The sequence below is a fragment of the Ruegeria sp. HKCCSP351 genome (assembly GCF_017872535.1).
GTDB lineage: Bacteria > Pseudomonadota > Alphaproteobacteria > Rhodobacterales > Rhodobacteraceae > Ruegeria.
This window is the reverse complement of record NZ_JAEDOV010000009.1, coordinates 123,015-147,234: the sequence shown is the minus strand read 5'-3', so window position 1 is coordinate 147,234 and position 24,220 is coordinate 123,015. Positions and strand designations below refer to the sequence as shown.

The window sequence follows — 24,220 nt, the reverse complement described above, 5'->3', positions numbered from 1 at the left end:
ATATGACATGGTCCATATGCACACCACGTCCTGCCATGATCTCTTTCAAATCACGAAAAGAAACCGTGCAACGCCGACAGAAGAACTCAGAGTACAGAACCGCATCCTTGGGGCAACCCGACGTTGACAGGGGGCTTTTTCATGAGTGAATGCGGCTCTCGCAAGTGCATTGGCAAGGCTGCCAAAATACCGGCGAGAGATCACTGGCTATACACCACTTCGCCTTGGCGAACCGTCATCGTCACGCTTAGGTCCAGCAGGTTCTCTGAATCTGCAATAGGATTGTCCGAAAGCACTGCAAGATCAGCGACCTTGCCCGGTTCGATCGATCCGCGACGGTCCTCTTGAAAAACCTGCCAGGCGGCGTCGATTGTTTGTGCCCTCAAGGCGGAGAGGACGCTAATTCTCTGATCTTCGCCCAAAACCTGGCCACTCGAGGTGGTTCGGTTTATGGCGCAATGCGCCAGATGCAGCGGTCTTGTGGGCGTGACAGACGCGTCGTTGTGGAGGGTGTATCGGACACCGAAACGCTCTGCCGATGCGGCCGGAGATAGTCGACTGGCGCGTTCTGGTCCCAGGAATGTGCTGCGGTGCCGGTCGCCCCAGAAATGAATGTGGGCGGAAAAGAAGCTGACCGTCACGCCAAGTTCCGCCATGCGTTCCAATTGATCGTCGCGCAGGGTCTGACCGTGAATGATTGTGTGACGGTGATCAGGGCGCGGGTTGTGTTCCAAAGCGGCAGCCACAGCATCTAAGAACATGTCCGCCCCAGCATCGCCGTTGCAGTGGCAATGTATCTGGTGGCCGAGATCGTGCAGTTTTCTAACTTCGCGGCGGTGATCCTTTTCTGCAACATAGGGCATGCCGCGGGGATATTGCCGGTTGATGGGCTGATGATAAGGCCGCGAAAGATAGGCTGTTTGAAGCTGGAAGGCGCCATCGGTGAAAAGCTTGCGCGGTCCAAGGGTTAAATGCGGGTTGCCCGGCCAATCGAGCGTCTCCATCAGTCCTGGCTCCAATTCTCCGATGGGCAACAGCATCAAGTCGATACCGGGATCCGTATCGGGCCCGAGTGACGCGAAATGTTCTAACAACTCGCGTGATGCCCATGCGTTCTGCGCGTAAGTCACACCATGGCTCAGGTATTCGTTGCGGCAGGCTGCAAACCCTTCCCAGAACCTTTTGCGATCGATCAGGAAATCTGTGTCGCCCATCTCGCCCATGGCGGAAAGCCCCTCGATGAGGCGATCTTAGAAGCACCTACAATGTTCCAAGTCGCGCAACTGGTCGCGGCTACGCTGAACGACGTCATTCAGGAGCATGCCCGGTCCGGTCAGCAAGCTGACAGTGCCTTTCACGCGACGCTTATTCTGGGTGGTCAGATCAAAGGCGGCCCGTCTCGCCTGTTTTTGATCTACCCCGAAGGCAACTTTATCGAGGCTGGCGACGATACCCCGTTCTTTCAGATCGGTGAGACAAAATATGGTCGCCCAATTCTGGTGCGGGCCTATGATCCGGAAATGAGTTTTTCGGAAACCGTAAAACTCCTGCTGGTCAGCTTCGACTCCACGATTAAGGCCAATCTATCTGTCGGAGCTCCACTTGACCTATTTCTCTACGACGAAGACAGCTTTGAAGGCGGTACGCGGTCAAGATTCGAAACCGACGATCAATACTTTCGCATTGTTTCCAATAGATGGGGTGACGCGTTGAAATCGGCCTTGGCCAAACTTCCAGAATACAAATTGGGGCGAAAATCAAACGATTGAGCGTCCGCTTCCGTCCACAAACTGTGAATTCGCCAGCTCCTGATTTCGCAGCGGTAGCGAAAGCCCGGTTCGGCGAAGCTGCAATGCGGCTGGCCACATCGATGCATGTCTCATGTGGGCCGCCAACGCCTGTTAACGTGCGTCAGTCGGCCGCCTCTAGCGCACGGTCTTGCCTGGGTGCTCTTCCGAACTTACGCGAATATTCCCGCGAGAACTGCGCGGAGCTTTCATAGCCTACAGCGAATGCTACTTCGGAGATCTTGGCACGGCTCGTCCGCAGGTCGTCTCTGGCCTTCAACAAGCGCAGGTCCTTTTGGTATTGGAGCGGTGAAGTGCCGGTCACGGCTTTGAACTGCTCGAAAAACGCGGAATTGCTCATCCCGATCCTCGCGGCCAGATCCCCGACGGTGATGGATTCCGACAGGTTTGCCTGTATTTCCCGCGTCGCAAGAAAAATACGGCTGGCCGCGCTTTCATGCCAGAGAAGTCTTTGCAGGATCTGTGCGTGTCGCCCGATCAGAAGCCGTGCATGGATTTCGCGGGATGTGATCGGTGCCAACAGTTGCCTCGTCTCCTCTTCCTCGCACTGAAGGAAATAGCGGTGAAGCGCTTCTGTCAGATCTGGATCGGTGTCACACAAGCAGATCGAGAATGAATCGGAAGACGGCGCGTTCAACGCGGGTCGCACTGCGGGGGACAATGACCTGAGAAGGTCAAGATCAAGTGGAAAGACCAAAGCCGTGTAGGGGGCCTCGCGCGACGCCTCTGTAATCCGTGAAATAACTGGGAGTGTATGGCTCACGATGAGGGATTGTCCGGAGCCCACCGTTAGTGTTCGGGTGCTGGACCCCACCTGCTTTGCGCCTTGCAGGATCAGACAAAGAAGTGGTCGATAAACGGTCGCATTCAGGTCGGTCGTTGCGTGATACCGCAGGAGGTGGGTGCCGCTCTGCGTATGATGAAATGCGCCTTCAGCGACGCCTGCTTGATCGAGCAGCTTTGCAATGCGTGATAACAGTTTTTCGCTCTTCACGGCGTTGGCCTCCCAAAGGTCGCCTATCAATAGCATCATCACACAATATGGCATAACAAATACACGTATTTCTGGAGGAATAGGCAAGTATTTTGGCCAATCGGAAAAGATTGAAACGGCTGATGCGACTAACGTGATCAAGACACAACAAAGGAGGCCGACATGCAAAAGGTCATGATCACCGGCATCGCCGGCGGGTTTGGAAAGCCTACGGCCCTCGCACTTCTCGAAAGGGGCTATCAGGTTGCAGGAAGTGTCCGAACCCGCGAGGGAAAGAACGCCGGCACAGTTGCCGCACTTGAGGCGGCTGGGGCATCCATTGTCGAAATGGATGCAAAAGACACGACCAGTTCTGAGCGGGCGATCGCAGATGCGATCACACATCTAGGTGGCCTCGACGTCTTGTTCAACAATGCCGGGATTGGCTCCTACGGCATTCAGGAATTAATGTCGCCCGACGACATGGCACACGTTTTCGACGTGAACGTCTTGGGTGTCCAGCGCGTCATGCGCGCGGCGCTGCCACATATGCGGGCGCGGGGGCAGGGGACGGTTCTCTACACCTCCAGTCTGATCGGCCGGATCGCGACGCCTTTCTACGGGACCTATTCCGCCTCGAAATGGGCGCTGGAAGCTATTGTAGAATGCTATCGGACGGAGTTGTCAGGCTTCGGGATTGAGTCCTGCATCATCGAACCCGGCGCCATGCCGACGGCCTTTTTCGATGGCATGGTTGCGCCCAAAGACCCGGACCGCGAGGTACAATATGGAGAGTTTGCAGCTGTCCCGGCAATGTCTGCCGCCGGGTTGGCCCAGATGCTTGAAGCAACACCCGATCAACGCCCGGAGCGGATTGCGGAGGCGGTCGTCGCTCTTCTGGACAAGCCCTTCGGGCAGAAACCATTCCGCACTGTTGTCGATCACGTTGGCGTTGGCCCGCAGATCGAACGTTACAACAATGTGCTGCACGATGTGACGCGCAACGTCATGACCAGCTTCGGTATCGAAGACATGTTGAAACTCAACGCCTGACGGAGACTTTCCATGAAAACTATTCTGATCACCGGCGCCTCCTCGGGCATAGGAGAGGCCACCGCGAGACATTTCCAAGCCAACGGGTGGAGCGTTGTCGCCACCATGCGCAACCCCGACAACGCGAGTGATCTGGCAGGTTTGGAAAACGTCCATGTGGCGCAGCTCGATGTGACTGACCCGAGTTCGATCGCCGAAGCTGTTGCCGCTGGTATCGACCGGTTCGGGAAGATCGACGTGTTGCTCAATAATGCGGGCTATGGTGCCTATGGCGCGCTGGAGGCCTTTTCGATGGAACGAATCCGGCGGCAGTTCGACACCAATGTGATTGGCTTGATGGAAGTCACAAAGGCCGTGCTACCGCATATGCGAGCAAATCGCACGGGCACGATCATCAACATCTCGTCCATTGGCGGTCAGATCACCTTACCGCTAGGCACGCTCTATCACGGTACAAAGTTCGCGGTCGAAGGTCTGTCGGAAGCGCTCCATTACGAGCTTGAACCGCTTGGTATCTATGTCCGTATTGTCGAACCTGGAATGATCAAGACCAACTTTGGTGGAAGCTCGTTTGACTTCGCCATGGACGAAGACCTTGCGGACTACGCGCCGATGGCCGAAGCCATGGGGCGGGTCTTTAGAACATTGGCGTCCAACCCGTCAGAGCCCCGAAACCGTTGCAGAGGTTATCTGGGACGCGGCCAATGAAACCGGTCACCGCCTCCGTTACCGGGCAGGTTCAGATGCAGTGAAATTGTTGGACAATCGCAAGGCACAGGACGACGCGACATTCATCGGCGGGATCAAACAGCTGATGAAGGCGTAAGGACTTGCGGAATCACAGCGACAGCAATCCGCTTTCGGGCAGCTGCGCTGCGGCATCGCTTGTAACGACGAAAGCCCGGATTGGGCCGTCCGTGAAGACGGCCCGGTACGGTTAGATTTCAATCGTCTCAGCAATCGCTGTCGCCGCTTGATCATCTACTGGCTTTGAGTCCTGAGCCTAGAAAACTGGAAATAGCTTGAATTGCAGCGCCCATATCATCGTCAGTTGCGAATTCTTCGGGCTTATGGCTAAGCCCATCTTTGCATCGGACGAACAGCATGGCAGTCGGGCAGAGATCGGCCATAGCCGATGCGTCATGAGTGGCGCCAGACGGAAGGCGTGTCGCGGTCTGGCCGATCGTGGCAATGGCAGCCTCCAAGTCGTCAACCATTTTGCTATCACACGGTACGGCGGGCTGTTCGTAGGTTCGTTCCATTGTAAACTCCACACGGCGCAGCCCCGAAATCCTGTCACCTGCCGACCACGCCAATCTTGCGAAGTTGTCTCGAACGGTGTCGTCCAGAGCCCGGATTTCAAGGGTCAGTTCCACGTTCCTCGGGATGGCGTTTGCCACGTTGGGATGCAGGGACAACGCGCCAACGGTTGCACGCAGATTGGTTATCTTCAACGCCGCGTTATGGATTGCAGAGATGAAGTCAGAGGCCGCCACCAGCGCATCGCGGCGGCTGTCCATGGGCACTGTCCCAGCATGGCCCGTGTCACCGGTAAATGTGACTGTGTTTCGTTCAATCCCGCAAATTCCTGTGACGACCCCGAGTGCGGCATCCGCCGCCTGCAGAACCGGGCCCTGCTCGATGTGGATTTCCAGATATCCCAGTGTGGTGGAAGGATCGCGCGCGAGAGCCTCAACTCCGTCCGGATCGCCACCAAAGTCGGCAAGTGCGCGGCGCAGAGACACCCCATCGTTATCCTTCATGGCCAGAACAGCCGGGTCAAACGTGCCGGCCAAAGCGCGCGGCCCCATCAGAGCGGTCGGGAAGCGGACGCCTTCCTCGTCGGCAAAGGCGAGGACTTCGACAGAAAAGGGCAGTTCGACTCCGTTTGCCGCAAGTTTCTCAAGTGCGAGACATCCCAGAACAACCCCCATGATCCCGTCGTATCGTCCACCATTCTTCACAGAATCCTGGTGTGAACCGATCAGGAACGTTGGAGCCCCCAATGGCCCTTCCCTGCGACCGATGAGTGTGCCAGCGGCGTCCATGTGGACCTTCAGACCGGCCTGTGTCATCCATGACCGAATAACACTTAATGCAGCCTTGTGCTCGGGCGTAAACGGAAACCGTGTGACTCCGGTTTCATCGACACTGCATTTTGCTATTTCCGACAGACGGTCCTGAGCGCACTGTCCCCAGTTCATCACTTTCCTCATTTATCATGATAAATTATCCTCTACACATAGGGCGCCTAGGTGTCTATGTTTTTATCATGATAAAATATGAGGTGCAGAATGGACGGCAGCGGGACCCCATCGACCAAGCCAAGACGATCGCGACCAGTTCTGGTTGCCGACGAAATCAAACAATGGGTGGTGGAGCGCGATCTGAAGGCGGGTGACAAGCTGCCAAATGAAGGCGAGATGATCGAGCAGTTCGGCGTGTCGAAAGGGACAGTTCGCGAAGCGCTGCGCATTCTTGAGGCTCAGGGCCTGATCGTGACCAAGACCGGTCCCGGTGGCGGCAGCATCGTAGGTCAGGTCTCGACCGAACGCGCCCGGTCCCTGTTGGCCAATTTTTTCTACTTTCAAGACCTGTCTGTCGCCGACATCTATCAGATGCGAAAGGTCCTGGAACCTGAACTGGCGGCCAGCCTGGCAGGCCATCTAAGCGAGAACCAGTTGGAAGAGTTGCACGACCTCGCGCTGCGCCACCCCGAACCGGCAACATCGGCCGAAGAAGAGAAAGTGCAGCACATCACCTCGCTGGACTTTCATGCCCGGCTGTCGGATTTCGCGGGCAATCGGCTGCTTGGCTTTGTCATTGGGTTTATGGCGCAGGCGCTGACCGACTTGACAGTCTATCGCAGGCTCTATGATCCGCCGAACGTGGAACTTTGGCGTAAAGGGAGAGCGCATCAATTGCAACTGGTTGAGGCGTTGCGGCAAGGCGAGCCGGAACGAGCCCGCAGCATCATGTATTCGCACATGCAGATCGCCGAAGAGTTGATGAGCGTTCAGGAAGCCCATCTGTTGCGTCGCTTTCTCGGAGAATAAAGTGGTCCTGACAGAGCGCATTCTGCAAGATATCCATGATGAGATTTTTCGTCTGGACGATTGGGGAACTCCTGCCCAATACATCCCGGAACTGGCCTGTATTCCACCGCGTCAATTCGCGATAAGTGTTTGCTTGGCAAACGGCGACTGCCTGAACGCGGGGGCCTCGGATCGCCCCTTCTCAATACAAAGTGTGTCCAAGGTTTTTTCCCTCGCGGCGACGCTGGGGCGGTTTGGTGACCAACTCTGGAGCCGTGTCGGGCGCGAGCCATCGGGCACGTCATTTGACTCCGTGGTCCTGTTGGAACGAGAGAATGGTCGCCCGCGTAATCCCTTCGTGAACGCGGGGGCCATTGTCACTACTGATGTCCTTCTTGCTGGGCGGCAGCCCAAACAGGCTCTCGCCGAGGTTCTTGGACTGATCCGTGCGATGGCGGAAACCGATGATATCCACATCAACGACAAGGTCGCAACATCGGAAAGGTTGACGGGTGCGCGGAACAAGGCGTTGGCACATTACTTGCAATCGCATGGCAATCTGCAAAATGAACCAGACCTGACCCTTGGCACCTATTTTCATCAATGTGCAATCGAGATGACCACGCGGCAGCTTGCTCTTGCCGGAAGATCGCTTGCCCGCCTTCGAGCCGGCCCAAACGTGATTTCTCCGCGACATGCCCGACGCATCAATGCGCTCATGATGACATGTGGTCACTATGATGGGTCAGGCGAGTTTGCCTATCAGGTCGGGCTGCCTGGCAAGAGCGGGGTCGGTGGTGGCATACTGGTGATTGCACCGAGGGTCGCTTCGATCGCTATCTGGTCACCGGGGCTGAACCACTATGGAAACTCACATGCTGGCACCCGCGCCGCAGCGATGCTGGCCCAGACAACGTGTTGGTCGGTCTTCTAAGGTCAAATGTTACTGCGGGGCGCAGACTTTGTTTTCGAGCACTGGGACTTCGGCAAGCCAATCAAAGTATGGTGATGTTCGGGTCCTGAGATAGAGCTTTTCAAGGTCCGCTATCGGATCGTCACTGTAATCGATGCGCAGGTCTAATGGTGGGCGATCGGGCGCAAGGACCAACATGGCCGCAGATAACAGCCCGCGGCTGTCGCCGCCCGCCAGCCGAGCAGTATTCAAAACTTGGAGCATTTTCCGATCCGGCCCATCCGTGCAGGTTTGCGCTGCTGTCACCATCGCCGCAAGAACCTCAGGTCCCTCGAGCATGTTTCCTGCAACCGCTAACCTTTGTTGCGTTAAGTGACCGGCATACGGCACGCTGTTCGCTCCAGTGAACCCGTGAGTTGCGCCGCTGCGATCCAGGGCAATCAGTTGCCTATGCCCCTTCCCGGGATCATCTGACGTCACCGCCTCGACAGCATTACGGGCGGTCTGGCCGCGGTACATCGCGCGCACTGCATCGTCTCGCCAAAAGGTGCTGGGGGCGGTGCCCTGTGATGCCACAAGGCCCGATTCGATGTCACCCCGCAGGACCCAGCCACCCACGCAGAGACTTCCCGTTGCGGCGGCAGCGGCAAAAACGCCTGTTTTATTGTCGAAAGACAGAATCGAGAAGGTCATTCTACTGCCCTAACACATTTTTCTTGAATTTATCATGATAATTTGCATGAATGCAATTCATCATAATAAATAACAGGGAGACACCTCATGAAACTGCTGAAACTGTCCCGCAGGGCAATGCTGGCTGCAGGTGCAGCCACGGCACTTGCTCTCTCTCCACTTTTGGCCCAGGCACAGACGCCCGAAGATGTTCTGATCGTTGGGCAGATTGCTGAACCCAAGGCGCTTGACCCTGCGGCCGTAACCGCTGTTAACGACTTCCGAATTTTGATGAACGTCTATGACGGACTGGTCCGCTACAAGGACGGGACGCTTGAAGTTGAGCCTTCGCTGGCAAATTCCTGGGACATCAGTGAGGACGGAACAGTCTACACCTTCTCCCTGCGGGACGACGTGACGTTCCACGACGGAAGCGCCTTCAACGCCGATGCGGTCAAGTTTAACTTTGACCGAATGCTGGATGAAAACCATCCCTATCACAACACTGGCCCCTTCCCGCTGTCCTTCTTCTTCTCGGCTGTAGAGAACGTTGAGGTTGTGGATGACCTAACTGTGCGCTTCACGCTGAACGCGCCCTATGCACCATTCCTGTCCAACCTGGCTTATCCCACCGGGCTGATCGTTTCACCCGCTGCGGTGGAACAGTACGGGGCTGAGTTTGGGCGCAACCCGTCCGGCACCGGCGCATTCAAATTCGCTGAATGGCGGTCCAACGAGGCCGTGGTCATCGAAGCCAACGCCGATTACTGGGACGGCGCACCGGATTTGCAGGCCGTTGTGTTTCGCCCAATCACGGACGCAAACACCCGCACCGCCGAGATGCTGGCAGGCGGTATCGACCTGATGGTCGAGGTTCCCCCGGTCGCGCTGAGCGAATTCCAAGGCGATACTTACACCATTCATGAACAGGCTGGTCCACACGTCTGGTTCCTCATCTTGAACGCCAAAGAAGGCCCGTTCGCTGACGTGCGTGTCCGCCAAGCGGCAAACTATGCCATCAACAAGGAAGCCATCGTCAACGACGTTCTGGAAGGTACGGCAGCTGTCGCCGCCGGTCCGACACCGCCGGCATTCGCCTGGGCCTATAACGAAAGCCTGGAGCCTTACCCCTACGACCCCGACAAGGCGCGCGAGCTTCTTGCCGAAGCAGGTGCCGAAGGCGCCGAGCTGACTTTTTATGTCACCGAGGGCGGTTCCGGGATGCTTGATCCCGTGGCGATGGGTACCGCGATCCAAGCCGATCTTCAGTCCGTTGGCCTGACCGTCAACATCGAGACCTATGAATGGAACACCTTCCTTGGCGAAGTGAACCCGGGCCTTGAAGGCAAGGCAGACATGGCCGAAATGGCCTGGATGACCAACGATCCGGACACGCTTCCGTTCCTCGCGCTGCGCACAGCTTCATGGCCGGATCAGGGCGGGTTCAACTCGGGCTACTACTCCAACCCGAAGGTTGACGAACTTCTGGAAGCCGCCCGCGCAGCAACCGATCAGGCAGAACGCGCGCGTCTCTATCAGGAGATGCAGGTCATCGTGCAGGAAGACGCGCCTTGGGTCTTCGTTGCCAACTGGAAGCAGAATGCGGTTACCTCCGACCGTGTCGAAAACTTCTCGCTCCAGCCGTCGTTCTTCCTGCTGCTGGATGACGTGGTCAAGAACTAGAACGACTCGTGCAGCCGTGTGCATGGTGCGGCTGCACAATTCCGGGTGGGGGCAATGACAGGGTACATACTCAAAAGACTGGTTTCCGCGATTCCGGTTCTGTTCGGGATATCGATTATTGTGTTTGTCATCATGGCGATGATCCCCGGCGATCCGGCCACTGCGATCCTGGGGTCCTATGCAACCCCTGATAACGTAGAAAAGCTCAACCGCGACCTTGGCTTGGACAAGCCGATGGTGCAGCGATATTTCATCTGGCTCGGGAACATGCTTCAGGGTGATTTCGGGCGCAGTTTCTCTCTCAACCGTGCCGTTCTGGACGAGGTGCTTGACCGTTTCGGGGCGACTTTGGTCCTTGCGGGTACGGCATTTGTCCTGTGCTCGCTCCTTGGTGTCGCGGCCGGGGTCGTATCCGCCGCCCGGCAATACGGTCTGGCTGACAAGGCCATCACCTTTGCGGTTCTTCTGGGAATTTCCATTCCGTCCTTTTTCCTTGGCATGATGATGATCCTCATCTTTGCAGTGAAACTGCGCTGGTTTCCGGTGTCCGGCATGTGGCCCATCTATGGCGCGCGGGACCTGTCAGCGCTGATCAGCCACCTGACCTTACCCGCGCTGGCGCTGGCGGTGGTGGCAACCGGGGTCATTGCACGCTTGTCGCGCTCTGCCATGCTCGAGGTGCTGCGTCAGGATTTCATCCGTACCGCCCGCGCCAAGGGCGTTCATGAGCGTTCGGTTGTCTGGCGCCATGCCTTGCGCGCGGCCATGGTCAGCATCATTCCGGTCTTGGGGGTGCAGGCCGGGTTTGTTCTGTCAGGTGCGGTCTATATCGAGATGGTGTTCCAGTGGCCTGGCGTCGGGCGCATGCTGGTCGATGCCATCCTGAAACGGGACATCCTGCTGGTGCAGGGCGGCGTCGTCTTTGTCGCGGCCTGCTACGTCATGTTCAATATCGCGGTCGACGTCGCGCAAAGCCTGCTCGACCCGAGGATCAAGACATGAAGAACTTCCTTATGCTTCTGGCGCGCAACCGGCTGGCGCTTGGCGGGTTGGTCGTGATGGGCCTGGTGGTTCTTCTGGCCTTGGTGACGCCGCTTCTGCCCTTAGCGGATCCGGACGTGACCGATACAGCAAATCGGTTCAAGCGGCCATTTTCAGAGGGTGCCCTGCTGGGAACCGATCACCTTGGACGCGATCTTCTCAGCCGTCTGCTCTGGGGTACACGCCTGTCGCTGGCCGTGGGATTTGCGGCGGCAATCATCGCGGCGACCCTGGGCGCGGCCATCGGCATCATCGCTGGCTACTACGGTGGGCGCACGGACAACATCATCATGCGCGGCGTCGATATGCTGATGGCTTTTCCCTACATTCTTTTGGCACTTGCGATTGTCGCGGCTCTCGGGCCAGGTCTTATGAACGCGCTGATCGCAGTGGCTGCCGTCAACATCCCCTTCTTTGCCCGTAACATCCGGGGCATCACAGTTGGCATTGCCCATAAGGAATTCGTCGACGCGGCACGGTTATCGGGCATGACGGATGCCCGCATCATCCTGACCGAAGTGCTTCCGAACGTGATCCCAGTGATCGTGATCGCCATGTCGACAACCATCGGATGGATGATCCTGGAGACCGCCGGGCTCAGCTTTCTCGGGCTGGGATCGCAGCCGCCGCAGGCCGATCTGGGTTCGATGCTGGGCGAAGCTCGCTCGGCCTTGATCACCAATCCGCATACCTCGATCGTACCGGGCGCAATGATCCTGATCATCGTCATGGCGATCAACCTACTGGGCGACGGGGTGCGCGATGCGCTGGACCCTCGGCTGAAATCCGGCGCGCTCTCACGCCCGATGCCGGCCACCATGGTCCAGCGCGCCGGTCCGGTTCCTACCTCAGAAGGCGACACATTGCTGGCGTTACGCGGGCTGAAGACTCAGTTCCACGTCGAGGACCGTGTTTACAAGGCCGTTGGTGGTGTCGATCTACAGGTCAACCCAGGTGAATGCCTTGGGGTGATTGGTGAAAGCGGTTCCGGAAAATCGGTGACGGCGCTCAGCATCATGGGTTTGGTGGCTTCACCTCCGGGCGTTATCACGGGTGGCGCAGTTCACTACAAGGGTGAGGATCTGATCGGTGCACCCTATGAAAAACTGCGATCACTTAGGGGAGACCGGATCGCCTATATCTTCCAGGATCCGCTGGCCACGTTGCACCCCCTTTACACGGTCGGTGACCAGCTGATCGAGGCCGTACGAGCGCATCACCTTTTTGACAGGAAAAAGGCCCGTGCCCATGCTATCGAGCTGCTGACATCGGTCCGCATTCCCAATGCCGAACAGCGCGTTGACAGCTACCCGCATGAGATGTCGGGTGGAATGCGACAGCGCGTGGGGATCGCTATGGCGCTGGCCAACGATCCGGAGGTTATCATCGCGGATGAACCGACCACGGCCTTGGATGTGACCGTGCAGGCGCAGATCCTGTCCTTGCTCGATGACCTGCGGCGTGAACGGGGATTGGCCATCATTTTCATCACGCATGATTTTGGTGTGGTCGCACAGCTATGTGACCGGGTCGCGGTGATGTATGCGGGCCGAATTGTCGAAGAGGGCCCGACAAAGACCATCCTGGATGCCCCGGCCCACCCCTATACCGCGCGCCTTATGGCCTGCGTACCTGAACTTGGGCAGGGCCGACGCGAATTGGCGGCCATACCCGGCCTCCCGCCAGTGGTAGACAGACTGCCCGAGGGTTGCGCCTTTGCGGATCGATGCCATAAGGCGGGCGATACTTGTCGGCAGGGGAACATAGAACTGGTCCGGCACGGTGCCGAGAGCTTGGTCCGTTGCGTTGCTCCGGAAACGCCACCGCAGGAGGCATGCTGATGATCACCGCTCTCAAACTGACCGAACTCAGCAAGGTCTTCCCCGTCGGCAAGCGCATGTTTGGCCCACCACGGGCGCTGGTGCGTGCTGTTCAACCGCTGTCGCTGACCGTCGAAGAGGGCGAAACACTTGGGATCGTTGGTGAATCCGGCTGTGGAAAATCCACGCTCGCGCGAATGCTTGTTGGTCTCCTGCCCCCCAGCACCGGAACAATTGAAATCAATGGGGAGCCGCTCGACAATGCCGACCCGGCCTTGTTTGGCCGCAAGATCCAGTATGTGTTTCAGGACCCAATCAGCAGCCTCAACCCGCGTAAAACCATCCGGCAGATCATGGAAGCGCCGCTTAAGCACTTGCACGATATGCCCGCGGCTGCCCGCGCGGACCGCATACGGGAGATTTTTGCCGCGGTGAACCTGCGCGAAGAGTTTCTGGATCGCTATCCGCATGAGTTTTCAGGCGGTCAAGCACAGCGGATCGGGATCGCGCGAGCCTTGGCGGCAGAAGCGCGTATCCTCGTTCTCGATGAACCCGTTTCGGCACTGGATGTGTCAGTGCAGGCGCAGGTTCTGAACCTGCTGGCCGACTTGAAGGAGCAGTTTGGGCTGACCTATCTGTTCATCAGCCACGATCTTGCGGTCGTCGAAGCTGTCAGTGACCGGGTCGCGGTGCTGTATTTTGGCTCAGTGGTTGAGGTGGGGCCAGCCGATGAGGTTTTTGCCTATCCCAAACATCCGTACACTAAACTTCTGGCTGACAGTGCGCCGGTGGTTGGGCGTCCGTTGACTGCACCAGAGGGGCGTGAAACCGAATTGCCCGATCCGCTAAACCCGCCGCTGGGGTGTGCATTCCGCGCGCGCTGCGCATACGCCAGTGATCAATGTGGGAGTGAGGCGCCAGGTCTTGAGAAACGGCCGGATGGTGTGGGGGTAGCCTGCCACCACCCGATTGCCTACGCATTTTAGATAACAAGTGTTTCGGAACCTCTATTGGATGTGTCTCAAACTTTTGGAACGACCATAGGCACTCAACTACTGGACACACCTATCCTGCGATCTCGGCAAACATCCGAAAGCCCAAGGTCGTAGCGCTGGGGAGATGCTTTTTTTGGATCATTTTGGCCACCTCAATGCCATCCAATGTGGCTGAGGCGGATTCGAAGGCTTACATCCACACATATGCCGAACACGCCGTTTTATGACCTGATGATCATGTTGTTCCGATACTTGGACCTGATTGTCTGTACTTTGGCGGGGCATCCAAACCACCTTAGAATTCTGTTCAATTTTCGAGTACCTGCCGCATTAGCGCCGCTGCAACTGTCGACAGCGCTTTGGTAACAAACCTAGCTACTGCCGGGCGGTTCATTCGCTCAGACAGGAAGAATTCAATGGTGTTTCCTGCCATTTCGACTGCACGATAAAGATACTCCCATTTGCCGCGAACCCGTATGAAGGTTCTTTAATTGAGCAGCAGCTCTCGGTGACTTTTTTCCAGTATCGATTACCTGCAAGGTTCTTTCCGAAGTCATCCTGTTGGAGCTCCATCTTGGCGTTCAAGGCACCACCCCCCCCAAAGGTCTAATACGCGGTTTGGTTCAAAGAGCCGCAAGTAGATCTCACGGGTTCGGTCGACAGCCTGCCGTGTTGGTCGGTACGGCAACTCGTGTTCGGTTAATCCCCGTTACTCTGATTGTGCCTCATTCATTTGAAAGGTTGTTTTGTTGGAATACTACTTCCTGCCCGGCGACCTGGAACGTTAGATCGGCGTCTTCGTCGACCACTACAACAACCACGGCTACCACGAGAGCTTGAACAACCTGACCCCCGCCGACGTTTATCACGGTCGCGGGGCAAAGGTCCTGAAGATGAGACAGGAGATCAAGAAACAGACAATCAGAAAACGCCGGTTGCAGCACCAAGCCGCGGCTGCCTTGACTGAAACAGAAACCGAACCACGCCTCCGTTATTATTCAGCCTCAACTCTCCGAAAAACCCTGACGACGGACAATCTACAGCCTCGTCAATCCGGTCCCAAAGTTAGCGACACATCCATTTTTTGCCTCAACCTCGTCCAGACAACAGGAGTTTGTGTTACGATTTGATGCGGTCCATTTTGGGATCGTAAAGCGGTTGAAGTGTCACGTCGCAGGGGACACGTTGGGTCGCAACCTCCAACTCATACGTGCCGGACGTAACAAATTCCGCATCGACGCCGCCCTGGTTTCGGACATAGCCGTAACCGATGGATTTGCCGGTCGTGTAACCATAGCCTCCCGACGTTAGCCAACCCACACGTTCTCCATCCCGGTATATTGTTTCGCGGCCCAACAGCACCACATCGGGGTCGACGGTGAAGCAGGCCAGTATCTTTTTGACACCCTCGGCCTTTTGCTTTTCGCTTGCCGCGCGGCCCTTGAAGTTTATGTTTTTGCGCAGCTTCACAGCCCATCCCAGACCGCTTTCAAACGGCGTGTGATCAGGGCCGATATCAGACCCCCAGGCCCGGTAGCCCTTTTCTAACCGAAGAGATTCAATTGCGCGGTAGCCTGCATTTACCAGTCCTTGCGGCTGCCCTGCTTGCATCAGCGCGGAATAGACTGTTTGCGCGTATTCGACAGGCAAGTGCAGTTCCCAGCCAAGCTCGCCCACATATGTCAGCCTCAGTGCCCTGACAGGGCAACCAGCGATCCCGATTGTCCGGATCGTGCCAAACTTGAACCCGTCATTTGACACATCGTCGCGGGTAACTGCCGCCAGAATATCTCGTGCTTTCGGCCCCATCAGCGACAATACTGCGTTTGAGGAGGTGATATCGAACAGCTGGCAGTTGAGCCCGTCCGGAATATTGCGGCTGATCCAGTCGAAGTCGTGGGTGGCAAAGCCGGTACCGGTGACAATATAGAATTCATCATGCGCTACACGGCCCACGGTCAGGTCGCATTCAATTCCGCCCTTATCATTCAGCATCTGGGTATAGACCAGAGTGCCTACCGGTTTATCCACATCATTGGCACATATCCAGTTCATCGCCGCCTGGGCATCGGGGCCTTTCAGCGCGAATTTGGCAAACGACGTTTGATCGAACAGCACCGCCGCTTCTCGGGCCGCTTTGTGTTCGCGGCCAACGGCGGCAAACCAGTTCTGGCGGCCAAAGCTGTATTCGTCCTTGGGTGCCTTGCCCAGCGATGCGTCGGCAAACCAGTTCGGGCGCTCCCAACCCAGTTTTTCACCAAAGCAAGCGCCCTGATCCTTCAACAAATCGTATAGCGGTGACTTGCGGCAGGGGCGGCCGGATTCGTGTTCTTCGTGTGGCCAGGCCATGGTGTAGTGTTTGCCATATGCTTCGACTGTGCGGGTGCGAACCCAATCGGTGTCGAAATGCGGGCGGCCAAAACGGCGAATGTCGGCAGACCACAAGTCAAAGGGCGGCTCGCCCTTGGCGGCCCATTCTGCCAACACCATTCCGGCGCCACCGCCAGAGGCGATGCCAAAGGCGTTGAAACCAGCACCAACAAAGAAATTCTTCAGCTCTGGTGCTTCACCCACAATGAAGTTACCATCCGGAGTAAAGCTTTCGGGGCCGTTCGTCAGTGTCTTAATCCCCGCGGTTTCCAACGCCGGCACCCGGCCTAGCGACAGCTCCATGATCTGTTCGAAATGGTCGAAATTACTGTCAAGCAAGGTGTAGTGAAAACCATTTGGTATGCCATTCACTGCCCATGGGATAGGGTTCGGCTCATAGCCTCCCATGACGAGCCCACCAACCTCTTCTTTGTAATATGTCAGCCGATCGGGGTCCCGCAGGGTTGGCAGGTCGCCGGGCACGCCAAATGGTTCTGTGACCATGTACTGGTGTTCCATAGGCACCAGCGGCACATTCACGCCGAACTTGGCGGCAAAGTCGCGCGTCCACTGACCGGCACACACGATCACCTTTTCGCATTCGATACGGCCATGTTCAGTGATTACGGCGCGGATCTTGCCGTTCTCGATTTCAAGATCGGTGGCCTTGGTATCTTCGAATATCTTCGCGCCTGCCATGCGCGCGCCCTTGGCCAGCGCCTGGGTAATGTCCGAGGGGTTTGCTTGACCATCGGTGGGCAGGAACGCCGCGCCTATGACGTCACCGATATCCATCAGCGGCCAAAGATCCTGAGCTTCCTTCGGAGTCAGCAACTGCATGTCCAGACCAAAGGAATGGGCTGTGGTGGCCTGCCGTTTGACCTCGGTCCAGCGTTCCTCGTTGCAGGCAAGGCGCAAACCACCATTCATTTTCCAGCCCGTTCCCAGACCGGTTTCTTCTTCAATCTTGTTGTACAGATCGACTGAATATCCCAGCAGCTGAGTGATATTGGCGTTCGAACGCAGCTGCCCCACCAGGCCCGCCGCGTGGAATGTGGTGCCTGAAGTCAGCTTTTTGCGTTCCAGCAGCACCGTGTCGGTCCAACCCAGCTTAGCAAGGTGATAGGCGGTCGAGCAGCCGATGATGCCGCCGCCGATGATGACGGCTTTGGCTGTATTTGGAAGGTCGGTCATATCTGTCCTCAGGTGTTTTTGTAATCGGTCAGGGCCGTGCGAAACCGTGCGAGATTTTCGCTTGTGTAGGCTGCGTAGTCGAAGTCGATTTCCGAGGTGATCTCGGACACCATGCTCCACATGGTTTCACGAAGCAGCGAGGCGCATTTCATCGCCGTATAGCGGTGACGCAATTGGTTGGTGATGGGTGCCTGGAAATAGGTTTCCAGAACCCAGTCCTCTTGTTCATTGGAAAGAGAGTTGTTCGAGGCCAGCCCCCCCAAGTCAAATAATGGCGAGTTGAATCCCGCGTAGTCGAAATCGATCAGCCACAGGCGGGTGCCATCGTCCAGAAAGTTGCCGCAAAGCAGGTCGTTATGGCCAAACACGATGTCGAACGGCCCGGCCTCGGCTTCCAGGTCATTTCCAATTCGAACAAGTTCCGGGATCAGGTCCGTGTGCGAACTTCCACGCTCGGTGAGAGTGGCAGCATAGTCGCGGATGACGTGAAAGACCCAGAATACCAGCGACGGGCCGCGCAGGTGCTTGGGCACCTCAAGGTGGCAGGTTTTCACGAGTTCCAGCACCCGAGGCAGCATACTGGGGTCGCGTACGTCTTCTTCGGTCAGAGTGCGGCTTTCGACGAATTCCAGCACTGTTAGTTCGTTGGACGAAAATACTACAGCAGGTGACAGACCTGCAGCATGGGCGGCCTTACTGGCAGCCAGTTCGTTAAAGCGCATCACCTGGTGCAAAGGGATGTCGTCACCGACACGCACCACGTAGGATCCACTGCTGTCAGTAACCTTGTAGTTCACATTTGTGATCCCACCCGTCAAAGGGGTGGCTTTGATCTCGCCCTGCCAGATCGGTAGCTTGCGAATGCGGGTCATCAGATCGGATTGGGTCATATCAGCTCTCCATTCCAAAGCGGATGCGTGCCTGACGAGCGCTTGCGTTGATCAGCCTATCAGCGATGATGGCAATGAATGCGATGGACAGACCTGCTACCAGACCCCGGCCAGTGTCAGCCTTTGTCAGGGCAATGTAGACCTCTTGCCCCAAATCCCGGGTGCCAACGAGGGCCGTGATAACCAGCATGGACAGTGCCAGCATGATGGTCTGGTTAATACCCAAAAGGATTTCGGGCAGGGCCATGGGCAAGCGAATATGGCGCAGGAGTTGCGTGCCTGTGCAGCCAGAAACCAATCCAGCCTCGATCAATTCCTCACTGACCGATCGCACGCCGTGGGCCGCATAACGCACGGCCGGGGCCAGTGCGTAAAGGACTATGGCAATCAGAGCAGTGAAATCGCCGACCCGGAACAGCATCACTACCGGGATCAGATAGACAAAGCTGGGCAATGTCTGCAGTGTATCGATAAACAGGTTAATCACTGTCCCGGCGCGTTTGTTCAGTGCGGCCACAACACCCAGCGGAACCCCGATCAAAGTAGCAAGAAACACAGAGGCTCCGCAGAGATAAACTGTCACCATTGCCTTGGCCCACAGTCCTGAAATGAGGATCAGAGACGCCAGTCCTCCGCACAACAGTGCCAGCCGCCAGCCCCCTGCGTGCCAACCCAGCAAGGTCAGCATGGCAATGGCCCAAGGCCATGGAATTCCCAGCAGGACCGTTTTGATCGGAATCATGAACCACGTCAGGAAGAAGATCTTGATCGCCTCGAACGTGTCGAAATAGTTGATGTTCAGGTATTTGACCGTGTCATCCCAGAACCCGCCAGTGGTGATCGTCTGACTTTCAGGATATTCCAGCAACAGGGGTGAGAACTGCCCCAGAACCCAGGTCAAAATCAGCAGGATCAATACCAGAATTGTCCGGCGATGGCGGGTGACCCACGAGCCGGGGAGCTCGTGATGGACCTGCCCCATACGCTCGGCGAAAGCCTGACTTAGGCGATCAACCGCAATGGCCAGAACCACAATGGCAATACCGGCCTCGAACCCTGCGCCGATATCCAGTCTGCGCAGCGCGGCAAGGACGTCGAACCCCAATCCTCCGGCCCCGATCATCGAGGCAATGATGACCATGTTCAGCGTCAGCATGATCACCTGATTGACACCCACCATCAGACTGTGGCTGGCGGAAGGAACCAAAACGCGCCACATCAACTGCTTTTGCGTCGTGCCTGCCATGCGCCCGAAGTCCAAAATCTCGGGGTCGACGGCTCTCAAGGCAAGCGTGGTGATCCGCACCATAGGCGGTGTCGCATAGATGATCGTGGCGACCAGCGCCGAAATCGGTCCAAAGCCGAACATGAACAGAATTGGTACCAGATAGGCGAAGATCGGGATTGTCTGCATCAAGTCCAAAATGGGCGAGATGATGCGATCTAAAGTCAGGTGGCGATAGGCCAATATCCCCAACAATAGCCCACCGCCCGCGCCAATGGGCACCGCAATCAGGACCGAGGCAAGGGTAACCATCGCGCTGTCCCACTGGCCAAAGACGGCCAGATAGGTAAAGCAGCCGCCGACCAATGCCGCGAGCCCCCAGTCCCGGCAATACTGTCCCAAAGTTATTACGGCGGTGATCACCACGATCCAGCTGATCGCAGGTAGGATGACTTGCGCATCGTTGCCTTGCCCGGTGACAAAACCTGCGGCCAGCAGGGACAAGACAAGGTCATAGGGCTGTTCTATCAACCAAGCAGCAGCGCGGGTAACGTCGGTGAACGAAACTGGGCCGATTGCAGCATCCTCGATCAGCCAGGACATTGCGGATGAGATATAAGTTTTGAACGGGACGACCCAAGCCGACGGGAATTTGGTGATCCAGCGCGCATCGAGCGCTTTTCCCAGGTTACTGCCGAAATACCCCAGCAGGATCGTGAGTCCGACAAGCAGCAGAATGACAAGTTGGCTGCGGGACAGGCGGCTCATACCGCGTCCCCTTCACCGAATAGCACATGGGCCACAGCCTTGCGATCAATGGCGCCAATAACCAGACCTTTGCCGTCTGTCACGGGAATTGGTGCATCTGCGGTGATGATCCGTTCCGCTACGGCCGAGACGCGGGTTGATTGCACAATGGGCTCACCTTCACCCGCCGCGCCGACGGTCATTACACCACCAACTGTCAAAACCTTGGAGCGCGGAATATGGCGCGTGAATTCAGCTACATAGTCGGTCGCAGGATTCATCACCAGTTCCTCCGGGGTGGCAATCTGGATGACTTCACCGTCCTTCATAATTGCGATGCGGTCGGCCAAGCGAACAGCTTCTTCAAAGTCGTGCGTGATAAAGACAATTGTTTTATGCAACCGTTCCTGTAGTCGCAGAAACTCGTCCTGCATTTCGCGACGGATCAGCGGATCGAGGGCCGAAAAAGGTTCGTCCAGAAACCACAGATCGGGCTCTGTCACCAATGATCGGGCAATGCCCACACGCTGTTGCTGACCACCTGAGAGCTCTCGTGGATAGTAGTCTTCGCGCCCCTTCAGGCCGACCAGTTCCACCACGTCTCTCGCTTTTGCTTCGGCCTCGTGTTTGGGCGTAGCCTGAATGGTCAGGGGAAACATCACATTCTGCAACACGGTCAGGTGCGGCAGCAGGGCAAAATGCTGAAACACCATGCCCATCTTGTGCCGACGGATTTCAATCATTTCTTTCTCGCTGGCGCGCAGCAGGTCGGCGTCGTCGAACAGAACCTCACCGCTTGTGGGTTCGATCAACCTGGACAGACAACGAACCAGGGTTGATTTGCCTGAACCGGACAGGCCCATGATGATGAAGATTTCTCCTTCAATGATCTCAATATTGGCGTTGCGTACCGCTCCGATCACACCCGCATTTCGAATGTCATCTGCCGATGGGTTCGGGTTTTGCGCCAGAAGGGTCTCGGCGTTTGGACCGTATAGCTTCCAAACGTTTCGGCAGGACAGTTTTGTTGTGGGGGTCATCTGTAGTGTCCGGTACTAAGACGGAAAAAGACCGAAGCGGCAGAGGAGAGCGGGGTAACCGCTTCGGTCAAGCAGATTATTTAGAGATCCAACCGGACCAACGGTCTTTGTTCGTCTCCATCCAATCCGCGACAACTGCATCAATTTCAACACCGTCCAGATCGGCTTTGCCGACCATAGCGCTCATCTCGTCGTTATTGATGTTGTAGGCTTCGATGATGTCATACGCGCCCGGCCACTTCTCTTGCAGGCCAGACCAAGCAGCCTTCCAGATCGGACCGCGCGGTTTTCCGCAGTCATAGGCCAAATCCGGGTTCACACCGACTGACGGGTCGCTGTAGCATTCGGCCGAAAATGGCGGAAACTCCACGAATTCGCCGTCATATTTGGCCGGGGCCCAGTGCGGAACATAGACCCACAGCATGATTGGATCTTCGCGCTGATATGCGGATTCCAGCTCAGCAAAAAGCGCAGCATCCGTGCCTGCGTGGACAACTTCAAACTCCAATTCTAACGCTTCGACACGTTCTTCGTCGAAACCGCCCCAGGTCACGGGCCCGCCGACATAGCGCCCATTTGGCGAGGTTTCAGCGGTGGCGAATTCCCCTGCACAGTCTTTCAGAGCTTCCCAGTTTGGCAGGCCGGGGCAGCGCTCTTTCATATAAGTCGGGTACCACCATTCTTCGATCGCCATCAGACCGGTTTCACCAACGTTCACCACATTGCCAGAGGCGGTGGCTTCGTCCAGTGCTTCACGCCCGGTGGTTTCCCAGATTTCCATTGCCAGATGTAGATCACCCGTCTTCAGGCCCGCAAACTGAGCGATATAGTCCGCCTGAACATATTCAACGTTGTACCCTGCCTCTTGCAGGATTGATCCCATTATCTTGGTGTTGATCAGCTGTCCTGACCAATCATGCAACGTCAGTTTGATTGGGTCCGTCGATTCGGCGGCCCAAGAAGCCGAAGCAGTTACGCCAGCGACTAATGCCATTGCGTGTAGTGCATTGAATTTCCTGATCATGTTGTGCTCCCTGAATGTGGCTTTTTGAGTGTTTTTCTTTTATTACACTTCCATGCTGCGCCAATCTGACGAGTACGTCAATAAAAACCACACTTCGCCACGAATAATGGTTATAATTCACACAAAAAGCCCCGATCAGAACTGAATTGGGCGCAATATTGTTTTATTGGGATGACTGCCGTATCCCCCTTTCAGGAGGTCGCATGTTAAAGCCACGAAAAACCACAAATCAGCGCGAAGAAGAAATCCTTCGCGAGCTGCAACATGCGGGCGGGTCGTGCAGAGTCAGCCTCTTGGCTCAAAAACTGAATGTTTCCAATGAAACGATCCGGCGCAACGTCAAGGCGCTGGAAGAGCGCAAGATCGTGCGGAAGGTTCATGGCGGCGTACATCTTAGCGAAGACGCAATAGAACCACCTTTTGAAAACCGCTTGGGAACGCAAGCGCATGCGAAAGAAGCAATAGCCCGGGCAGTCGCAAACACTATAAGCGACGGGGATTCCTTATTTCTGGATATTGGTTCGACAACCGCTTACGTCGCGCTTGCACTGCGGAAACACAAAGACCTGTTTGTTGTCACAAATTCGGTTTTCGTCGCTTACACATTGTCAAAGCACAACAACAACCGGGTGTTTCTGGCGGGTGGAGAACTGCGCGCCCATGATGGGGGTGCTTTCGGTGCAGAGGCATTGGATCTTGTAAAGCGTTTCAACGTACAGCTGGCAGTGTTCTCGGTTGGAGCCGTGAATGGCGACTTGGGTTTCATGCTTCATGATCTTGAAGAAGCCAATATCGCACGTGCGGCGGCAGAAAATGCGCAGGTGCGCATCGTCGTCGCCGACAGCGGAAAATTCAACAAGCGGGCTCCGATATCTCTGCACAACATGGCTGGAATTGATGTTTTTTTTACCGATCGCCTTCCTCCTGCAAACATCCAGGACATGCTCAACAAAAATGATATCGAAGTTGTTGTCGCAGGGTCGGACTAAAGCGTTTTGTGCTTAGTCAGAGACCTGTTCGTTAGCCTTGAGGAAGGTCAGACAGCCGTACCGTGCTACCTGCGGATTTGGCCACCTTACATGGCTTCCAAGGTGTGGGCGAGGCCATTTCTGATGTGATCTTCCAACAGTTTCTTGGCTGTATCAGCGTCTTTGGCCAACGCGGCATCGAACATGCGTTTGTGTTCTTGGGCTGCAACCTCACCTCGGTAGGTCAGTACGAGCATCTGATAACGAAGGTACTTGTCATAAATGATTGAGTGAAGAGATAAGAGGTTCTTGGAATTACAGGCTGCAATCATCGCTTGATGGAACTCTGAATCGTACCTCTTCCAGGTTTCCTTCTCAGAGTCATCTCCCTTGAGAAGCCGTTGCTCCATCAAATGCAGCTTATGATGCGCAGCGACCAGGTTGCCTTCCCAATCCGTGTCGCCATTCGCAATAGACAACTCCAGCGCGTGGCATTCCAGCAGAACGCGCAGCTCTGAAATCTCGGTCAGGTCTTCTCGTGAAACTGGGGTGACCAGGAAACCCCGTTGCTCAGGAGCTTCGACAAATCCGTCGCTGGCGAGCCTGTTTAGCGTTTCACGAAGTGTCGAAAGGCTTGCCGAGTAGCGTTCCTTCAAGGCGTCCAGCTTCAGTTTGGAGCCGGGCTGCAGCTCCCCAAAGATGATGTCCCGCTTGATGCGCTGATAGGTGCTTGCACCTATCGTAGACGGCTGTTTCGCCATGCGTTTCA

At 56.3% G+C, this 24,220-nt stretch carries 20 protein-coding genes and 1 pseudogene; 11 read left to right on the top strand and 10 right to left on the bottom strand.

The genetic code is table 11. The annotated features are described in order from the left end of the window. Positions 1-200: 200 nt before the first annotated feature. The gene (locus I9182_RS17285) at positions 201-1,130 is read right to left on the bottom strand and encodes an amidohydrolase family protein (RefSeq protein ID WP_348540409.1); all 930 of its coding nucleotides are present in this window, start codon (positions 1,128-1,130) and stop codon (positions 201-203) included. Between the two features lie 3 nt (positions 1,131-1,133). Between I9182_RS17285 and I9182_RS17280 the strand changes: the two genes are divergently transcribed. Further along, complete coding sequence (locus I9182_RS17280; protein WP_209599136.1) at positions 1,134-1,769, top strand: peptidase; 636 nt, start codon at positions 1,134-1,136, stop codon at positions 1,767-1,769. A 142-nt stretch (positions 1,770-1,911) separates the two neighbouring features. On the opposite strand, the gene I9182_RS17275 is transcribed toward I9182_RS17280, so the two are convergent. Then, positions 1,912-2,841 (bottom strand): AraC family transcriptional regulator, encoded by a 930-nt coding sequence (locus I9182_RS17275; protein ID WP_245222701.1) that lies wholly within the window; start codon positions 2,839-2,841, stop codon positions 1,912-1,914. 123 nt (positions 2,842-2,964) lie between these two features. On the opposite strand from I9182_RS17275, the gene I9182_RS17270 reads away from it, so the two are divergent. After that, the gene (locus I9182_RS17270) at positions 2,965-3,834 is read left to right on the top strand and encodes an SDR family NAD(P)-dependent oxidoreductase (protein ID WP_209599116.1); all 870 of its coding nucleotides are present in this window, start codon (positions 2,965-2,967) and stop codon (positions 3,832-3,834) included. Positions 3,835-3,846: 12 nt separating this feature from the next. After that, positions 3,847-4,542, top strand: a complete 696-nt coding sequence (locus tag I9182_RS17265) for an SDR family oxidoreductase (protein ID WP_245222700.1) — start codon at positions 3,847-3,849, stop codon at positions 4,540-4,542. 269 nt (positions 4,543-4,811) lie between these two features. Here the strand turns inward: I9182_RS17265 and I9182_RS17260 are convergent, their stop codons facing one another. After that, entirely contained in the window at positions 4,812-6,038 is a 1,227-nt protein-coding gene (locus I9182_RS17260; RefSeq protein WP_209599115.1) for a M20 family metallo-hydrolase, read from the bottom strand. 90 nt (positions 6,039-6,128) lie between these two features. On the opposite strand from I9182_RS17260, the gene I9182_RS17255 reads away from it, so the two are divergent. Together I9182_RS17255 and I9182_RS17250 are read left to right on the top strand one after the other, a co-directional pair. Then, a complete protein-coding gene (locus tag I9182_RS17255) occupies positions 6,129-6,890 on the top strand; it encodes an FCD domain-containing protein (RefSeq protein WP_209506735.1) in 762 nt (253 codons plus the stop codon). A gap of 7 nt (positions 6,891-6,897) precedes the next feature. Next, positions 6,898-7,803 (top strand): glutaminase, encoded by a 906-nt coding sequence (locus I9182_RS17250; protein WP_209506857.1) that lies wholly within the window; start codon positions 6,898-6,900, stop codon positions 7,801-7,803. A gap of 9 nt (positions 7,804-7,812) precedes the next feature. Here I9182_RS17250 and I9182_RS17245 read toward each other — a convergent pair whose 3' ends face one another. After that, positions 7,813-8,475 carry a DUF1028 domain-containing protein gene (locus tag I9182_RS17245; protein ID WP_209506736.1) on the bottom strand — a complete coding sequence of 221 codons (663 nt, stop codon included), beginning with the start codon at positions 8,473-8,475 and terminating at the stop codon, positions 7,813-7,815. 87 nt (positions 8,476-8,562) lie between these two features. Here I9182_RS17245 and I9182_RS17240 point away from each other — a divergent pair, with 87 nt between their 5' ends. The 5 genes and pseudogenes from I9182_RS17240 to I9182_RS20460 form a co-directional block, all read left to right on the top strand. Continuing rightward, entirely contained in the window at positions 8,563-10,137 is a 1,575-nt protein-coding gene (locus tag I9182_RS17240; protein WP_209599114.1) for an ABC transporter substrate-binding protein, read from the top strand. Between the two features lie 54 nt (positions 10,138-10,191). Next, positions 10,192-11,139, top strand: a complete 948-nt coding sequence (locus I9182_RS17235) for an ABC transporter permease (protein WP_209506738.1) — start codon at positions 10,192-10,194, stop codon at positions 11,137-11,139. Then, positions 11,136-13,019, top strand: coding sequence for a dipeptide/oligopeptide/nickel ABC transporter permease/ATP-binding protein (locus I9182_RS17230; protein WP_209506739.1), 1,884 nt, complete (start codon positions 11,136-11,138; stop codon positions 13,017-13,019). The genes I9182_RS17235 and I9182_RS17230 overlap by 4 nt, the downstream gene beginning before the upstream one ends. Then, positions 13,019-13,984 carry an oligopeptide/dipeptide ABC transporter ATP-binding protein gene (locus I9182_RS17225; protein WP_209599113.1) on the top strand — a complete coding sequence of 322 codons (966 nt, stop codon included), beginning with the start codon at positions 13,019-13,021 and terminating at the stop codon, positions 13,982-13,984. Before I9182_RS17230 ends, I9182_RS17225 begins: the two co-directional genes overlap by 1 nt. A gap of 752 nt (positions 13,985-14,736) precedes the next feature. Beyond that, a pseudogene (locus I9182_RS20460) lies at positions 14,737-14,952 on the top strand (IS3 family transposase); the annotation flags it as partial. 160 nt (positions 14,953-15,112) lie between these two features. On the opposite strand, the gene I9182_RS17215 reads toward I9182_RS20460, so the two are convergent. The 5 genes from I9182_RS17215 to I9182_RS17195 form a co-directional block, all read right to left on the bottom strand. Then, entirely contained in the window at positions 15,113-17,557 is a 2,445-nt protein-coding gene (locus I9182_RS17215) for an FAD-dependent oxidoreductase (RefSeq protein ID WP_209599112.1), read from the bottom strand. 8 nt (positions 17,558-17,565) lie between these two features. Beyond that, a complete protein-coding gene (locus tag I9182_RS17210; RefSeq protein WP_209599111.1) occupies positions 17,566-18,447 on the bottom strand; it encodes a phosphotransferase in 882 nt (293 codons plus the stop codon). A 1-nt stretch (position 18,448) separates the two neighbouring features. Next, complete coding sequence (locus I9182_RS17205; protein ID WP_209599110.1) at positions 18,449-20,440, bottom strand: ABC transporter permease subunit; 1,992 nt, start codon at positions 20,438-20,440, stop codon at positions 18,449-18,451. Continuing rightward, entirely contained in the window at positions 20,437-21,459 is a 1,023-nt protein-coding gene (locus I9182_RS17200; RefSeq protein ID WP_209599109.1) for a betaine/proline/choline family ABC transporter ATP-binding protein, read from the bottom strand. Before I9182_RS17200 ends, I9182_RS17205 begins: the two co-directional genes overlap by 4 nt. Positions 21,460-21,535: 76 nt before the next feature. Next, on the bottom strand, positions 21,536-22,483 hold the full coding sequence (locus tag I9182_RS17195) for an ABC transporter substrate-binding protein (protein WP_209506747.1): 948 nt from the start codon (positions 22,481-22,483) through the stop codon (positions 21,536-21,538). A gap of 203 nt (positions 22,484-22,686) precedes the next feature. Between I9182_RS17195 and I9182_RS17190 the strand changes: the two genes are divergently transcribed. After that, positions 22,687-23,472 carry a DeoR/GlpR family DNA-binding transcription regulator gene (locus I9182_RS17190; protein ID WP_209506748.1) on the top strand — a complete coding sequence of 262 codons (786 nt, stop codon included), beginning with the start codon at positions 22,687-22,689 and terminating at the stop codon, positions 23,470-23,472. A gap of 86 nt (positions 23,473-23,558) precedes the next feature. On the opposite strand, the gene I9182_RS17185 is transcribed toward I9182_RS17190, so the two are convergent. Beyond that, entirely contained in the window at positions 23,559-24,212 is a 654-nt protein-coding gene (locus I9182_RS17185) for a GntR family transcriptional regulator (protein WP_209506749.1), read from the bottom strand. Positions 24,213-24,220: the final 8 nt, after the last annotated feature.

What these genes read in the sequence shown, in the direction of transcription:
- I9182_RS17280 (WP_209599136.1), top strand. Translation starts at nt 1,134, where the DNA reads ATGGCTCAGGTATTCGTTGCGGCAGGCTGCAAACCCTTCCCAGAACCT.
- I9182_RS17275 (WP_245222701.1), bottom strand. Translation starts at nt 2,841, where the DNA reads ATGATGCTATTGATAGGCGACCTTTGGGAGGCCAACGCCGTGAAGAGC.
- I9182_RS17270 (WP_209599116.1), top strand. Translation starts at nt 2,965, where the DNA reads ATGCAAAAGGTCATGATCACCGGCATCGCCGGCGGGTTTGGAAAGCCT.
- I9182_RS17265 (WP_245222700.1), top strand. Translation starts at nt 3,847, where the DNA reads ATGAAAACTATTCTGATCACCGGCGCCTCCTCGGGCATAGGAGAGGCC.
- I9182_RS17260 (WP_209599115.1), bottom strand. Translation starts at nt 6,038, where the DNA reads ATGAACTGGGGACAGTGCGCTCAGGACCGTCTGTCGGAAATAGCAAAA.
- I9182_RS17255 (WP_209506735.1), top strand. Translation starts at nt 6,129, where the DNA reads ATGGACGGCAGCGGGACCCCATCGACCAAGCCAAGACGATCGCGACCA.
- I9182_RS17245 (WP_209506736.1), bottom strand. Translation starts at nt 8,475, where the DNA reads ATGACCTTCTCGATTCTGTCTTTCGACAATAAAACAGGCGTTTTTGCC.
- I9182_RS17240 (WP_209599114.1), top strand. Translation starts at nt 8,563, where the DNA reads ATGAAACTGCTGAAACTGTCCCGCAGGGCAATGCTGGCTGCAGGTGCA.
- I9182_RS17235 (WP_209506738.1), top strand. Translation starts at nt 10,192, where the DNA reads ATGACAGGGTACATACTCAAAAGACTGGTTTCCGCGATTCCGGTTCTG.
- I9182_RS17230 (WP_209506739.1), top strand. Translation starts at nt 11,136, where the DNA reads ATGAAGAACTTCCTTATGCTTCTGGCGCGCAACCGGCTGGCGCTTGGC.
- I9182_RS17225 (WP_209599113.1), top strand. Translation starts at nt 13,019, where the DNA reads ATGATCACCGCTCTCAAACTGACCGAACTCAGCAAGGTCTTCCCCGTC.
- I9182_RS17215 (WP_209599112.1), bottom strand. Translation starts at nt 17,557, where the DNA reads ATGACCGACCTTCCAAATACAGCCAAAGCCGTCATCATCGGCGGCGGC.
- I9182_RS17210 (WP_209599111.1), bottom strand. Translation starts at nt 18,447, where the DNA reads ATGACCCAATCCGATCTGATGACCCGCATTCGCAAGCTACCGATCTGG.
- I9182_RS17205 (WP_209599110.1), bottom strand. Translation starts at nt 20,440, where the DNA reads ATGAGCCGCCTGTCCCGCAGCCAACTTGTCATTCTGCTGCTTGTCGGA.
- I9182_RS17200 (WP_209599109.1), bottom strand. Translation starts at nt 21,459, where the DNA reads ATGACCCCCACAACAAAACTGTCCTGCCGAAACGTTTGGAAGCTATAC.
- I9182_RS17195 (WP_209506747.1), bottom strand. Translation starts at nt 22,483, where the DNA reads ATGATCAGGAAATTCAATGCACTACACGCAATGGCATTAGTCGCTGGC.
- I9182_RS17190 (WP_209506748.1), top strand. Translation starts at nt 22,687, where the DNA reads ATGTTAAAGCCACGAAAAACCACAAATCAGCGCGAAGAAGAAATCCTT.
- I9182_RS17185 (WP_209506749.1), bottom strand. Translation starts at nt 24,212, where the DNA reads ATGGCGAAACAGCCGTCTACGATAGGTGCAAGCACCTATCAGCGCATC.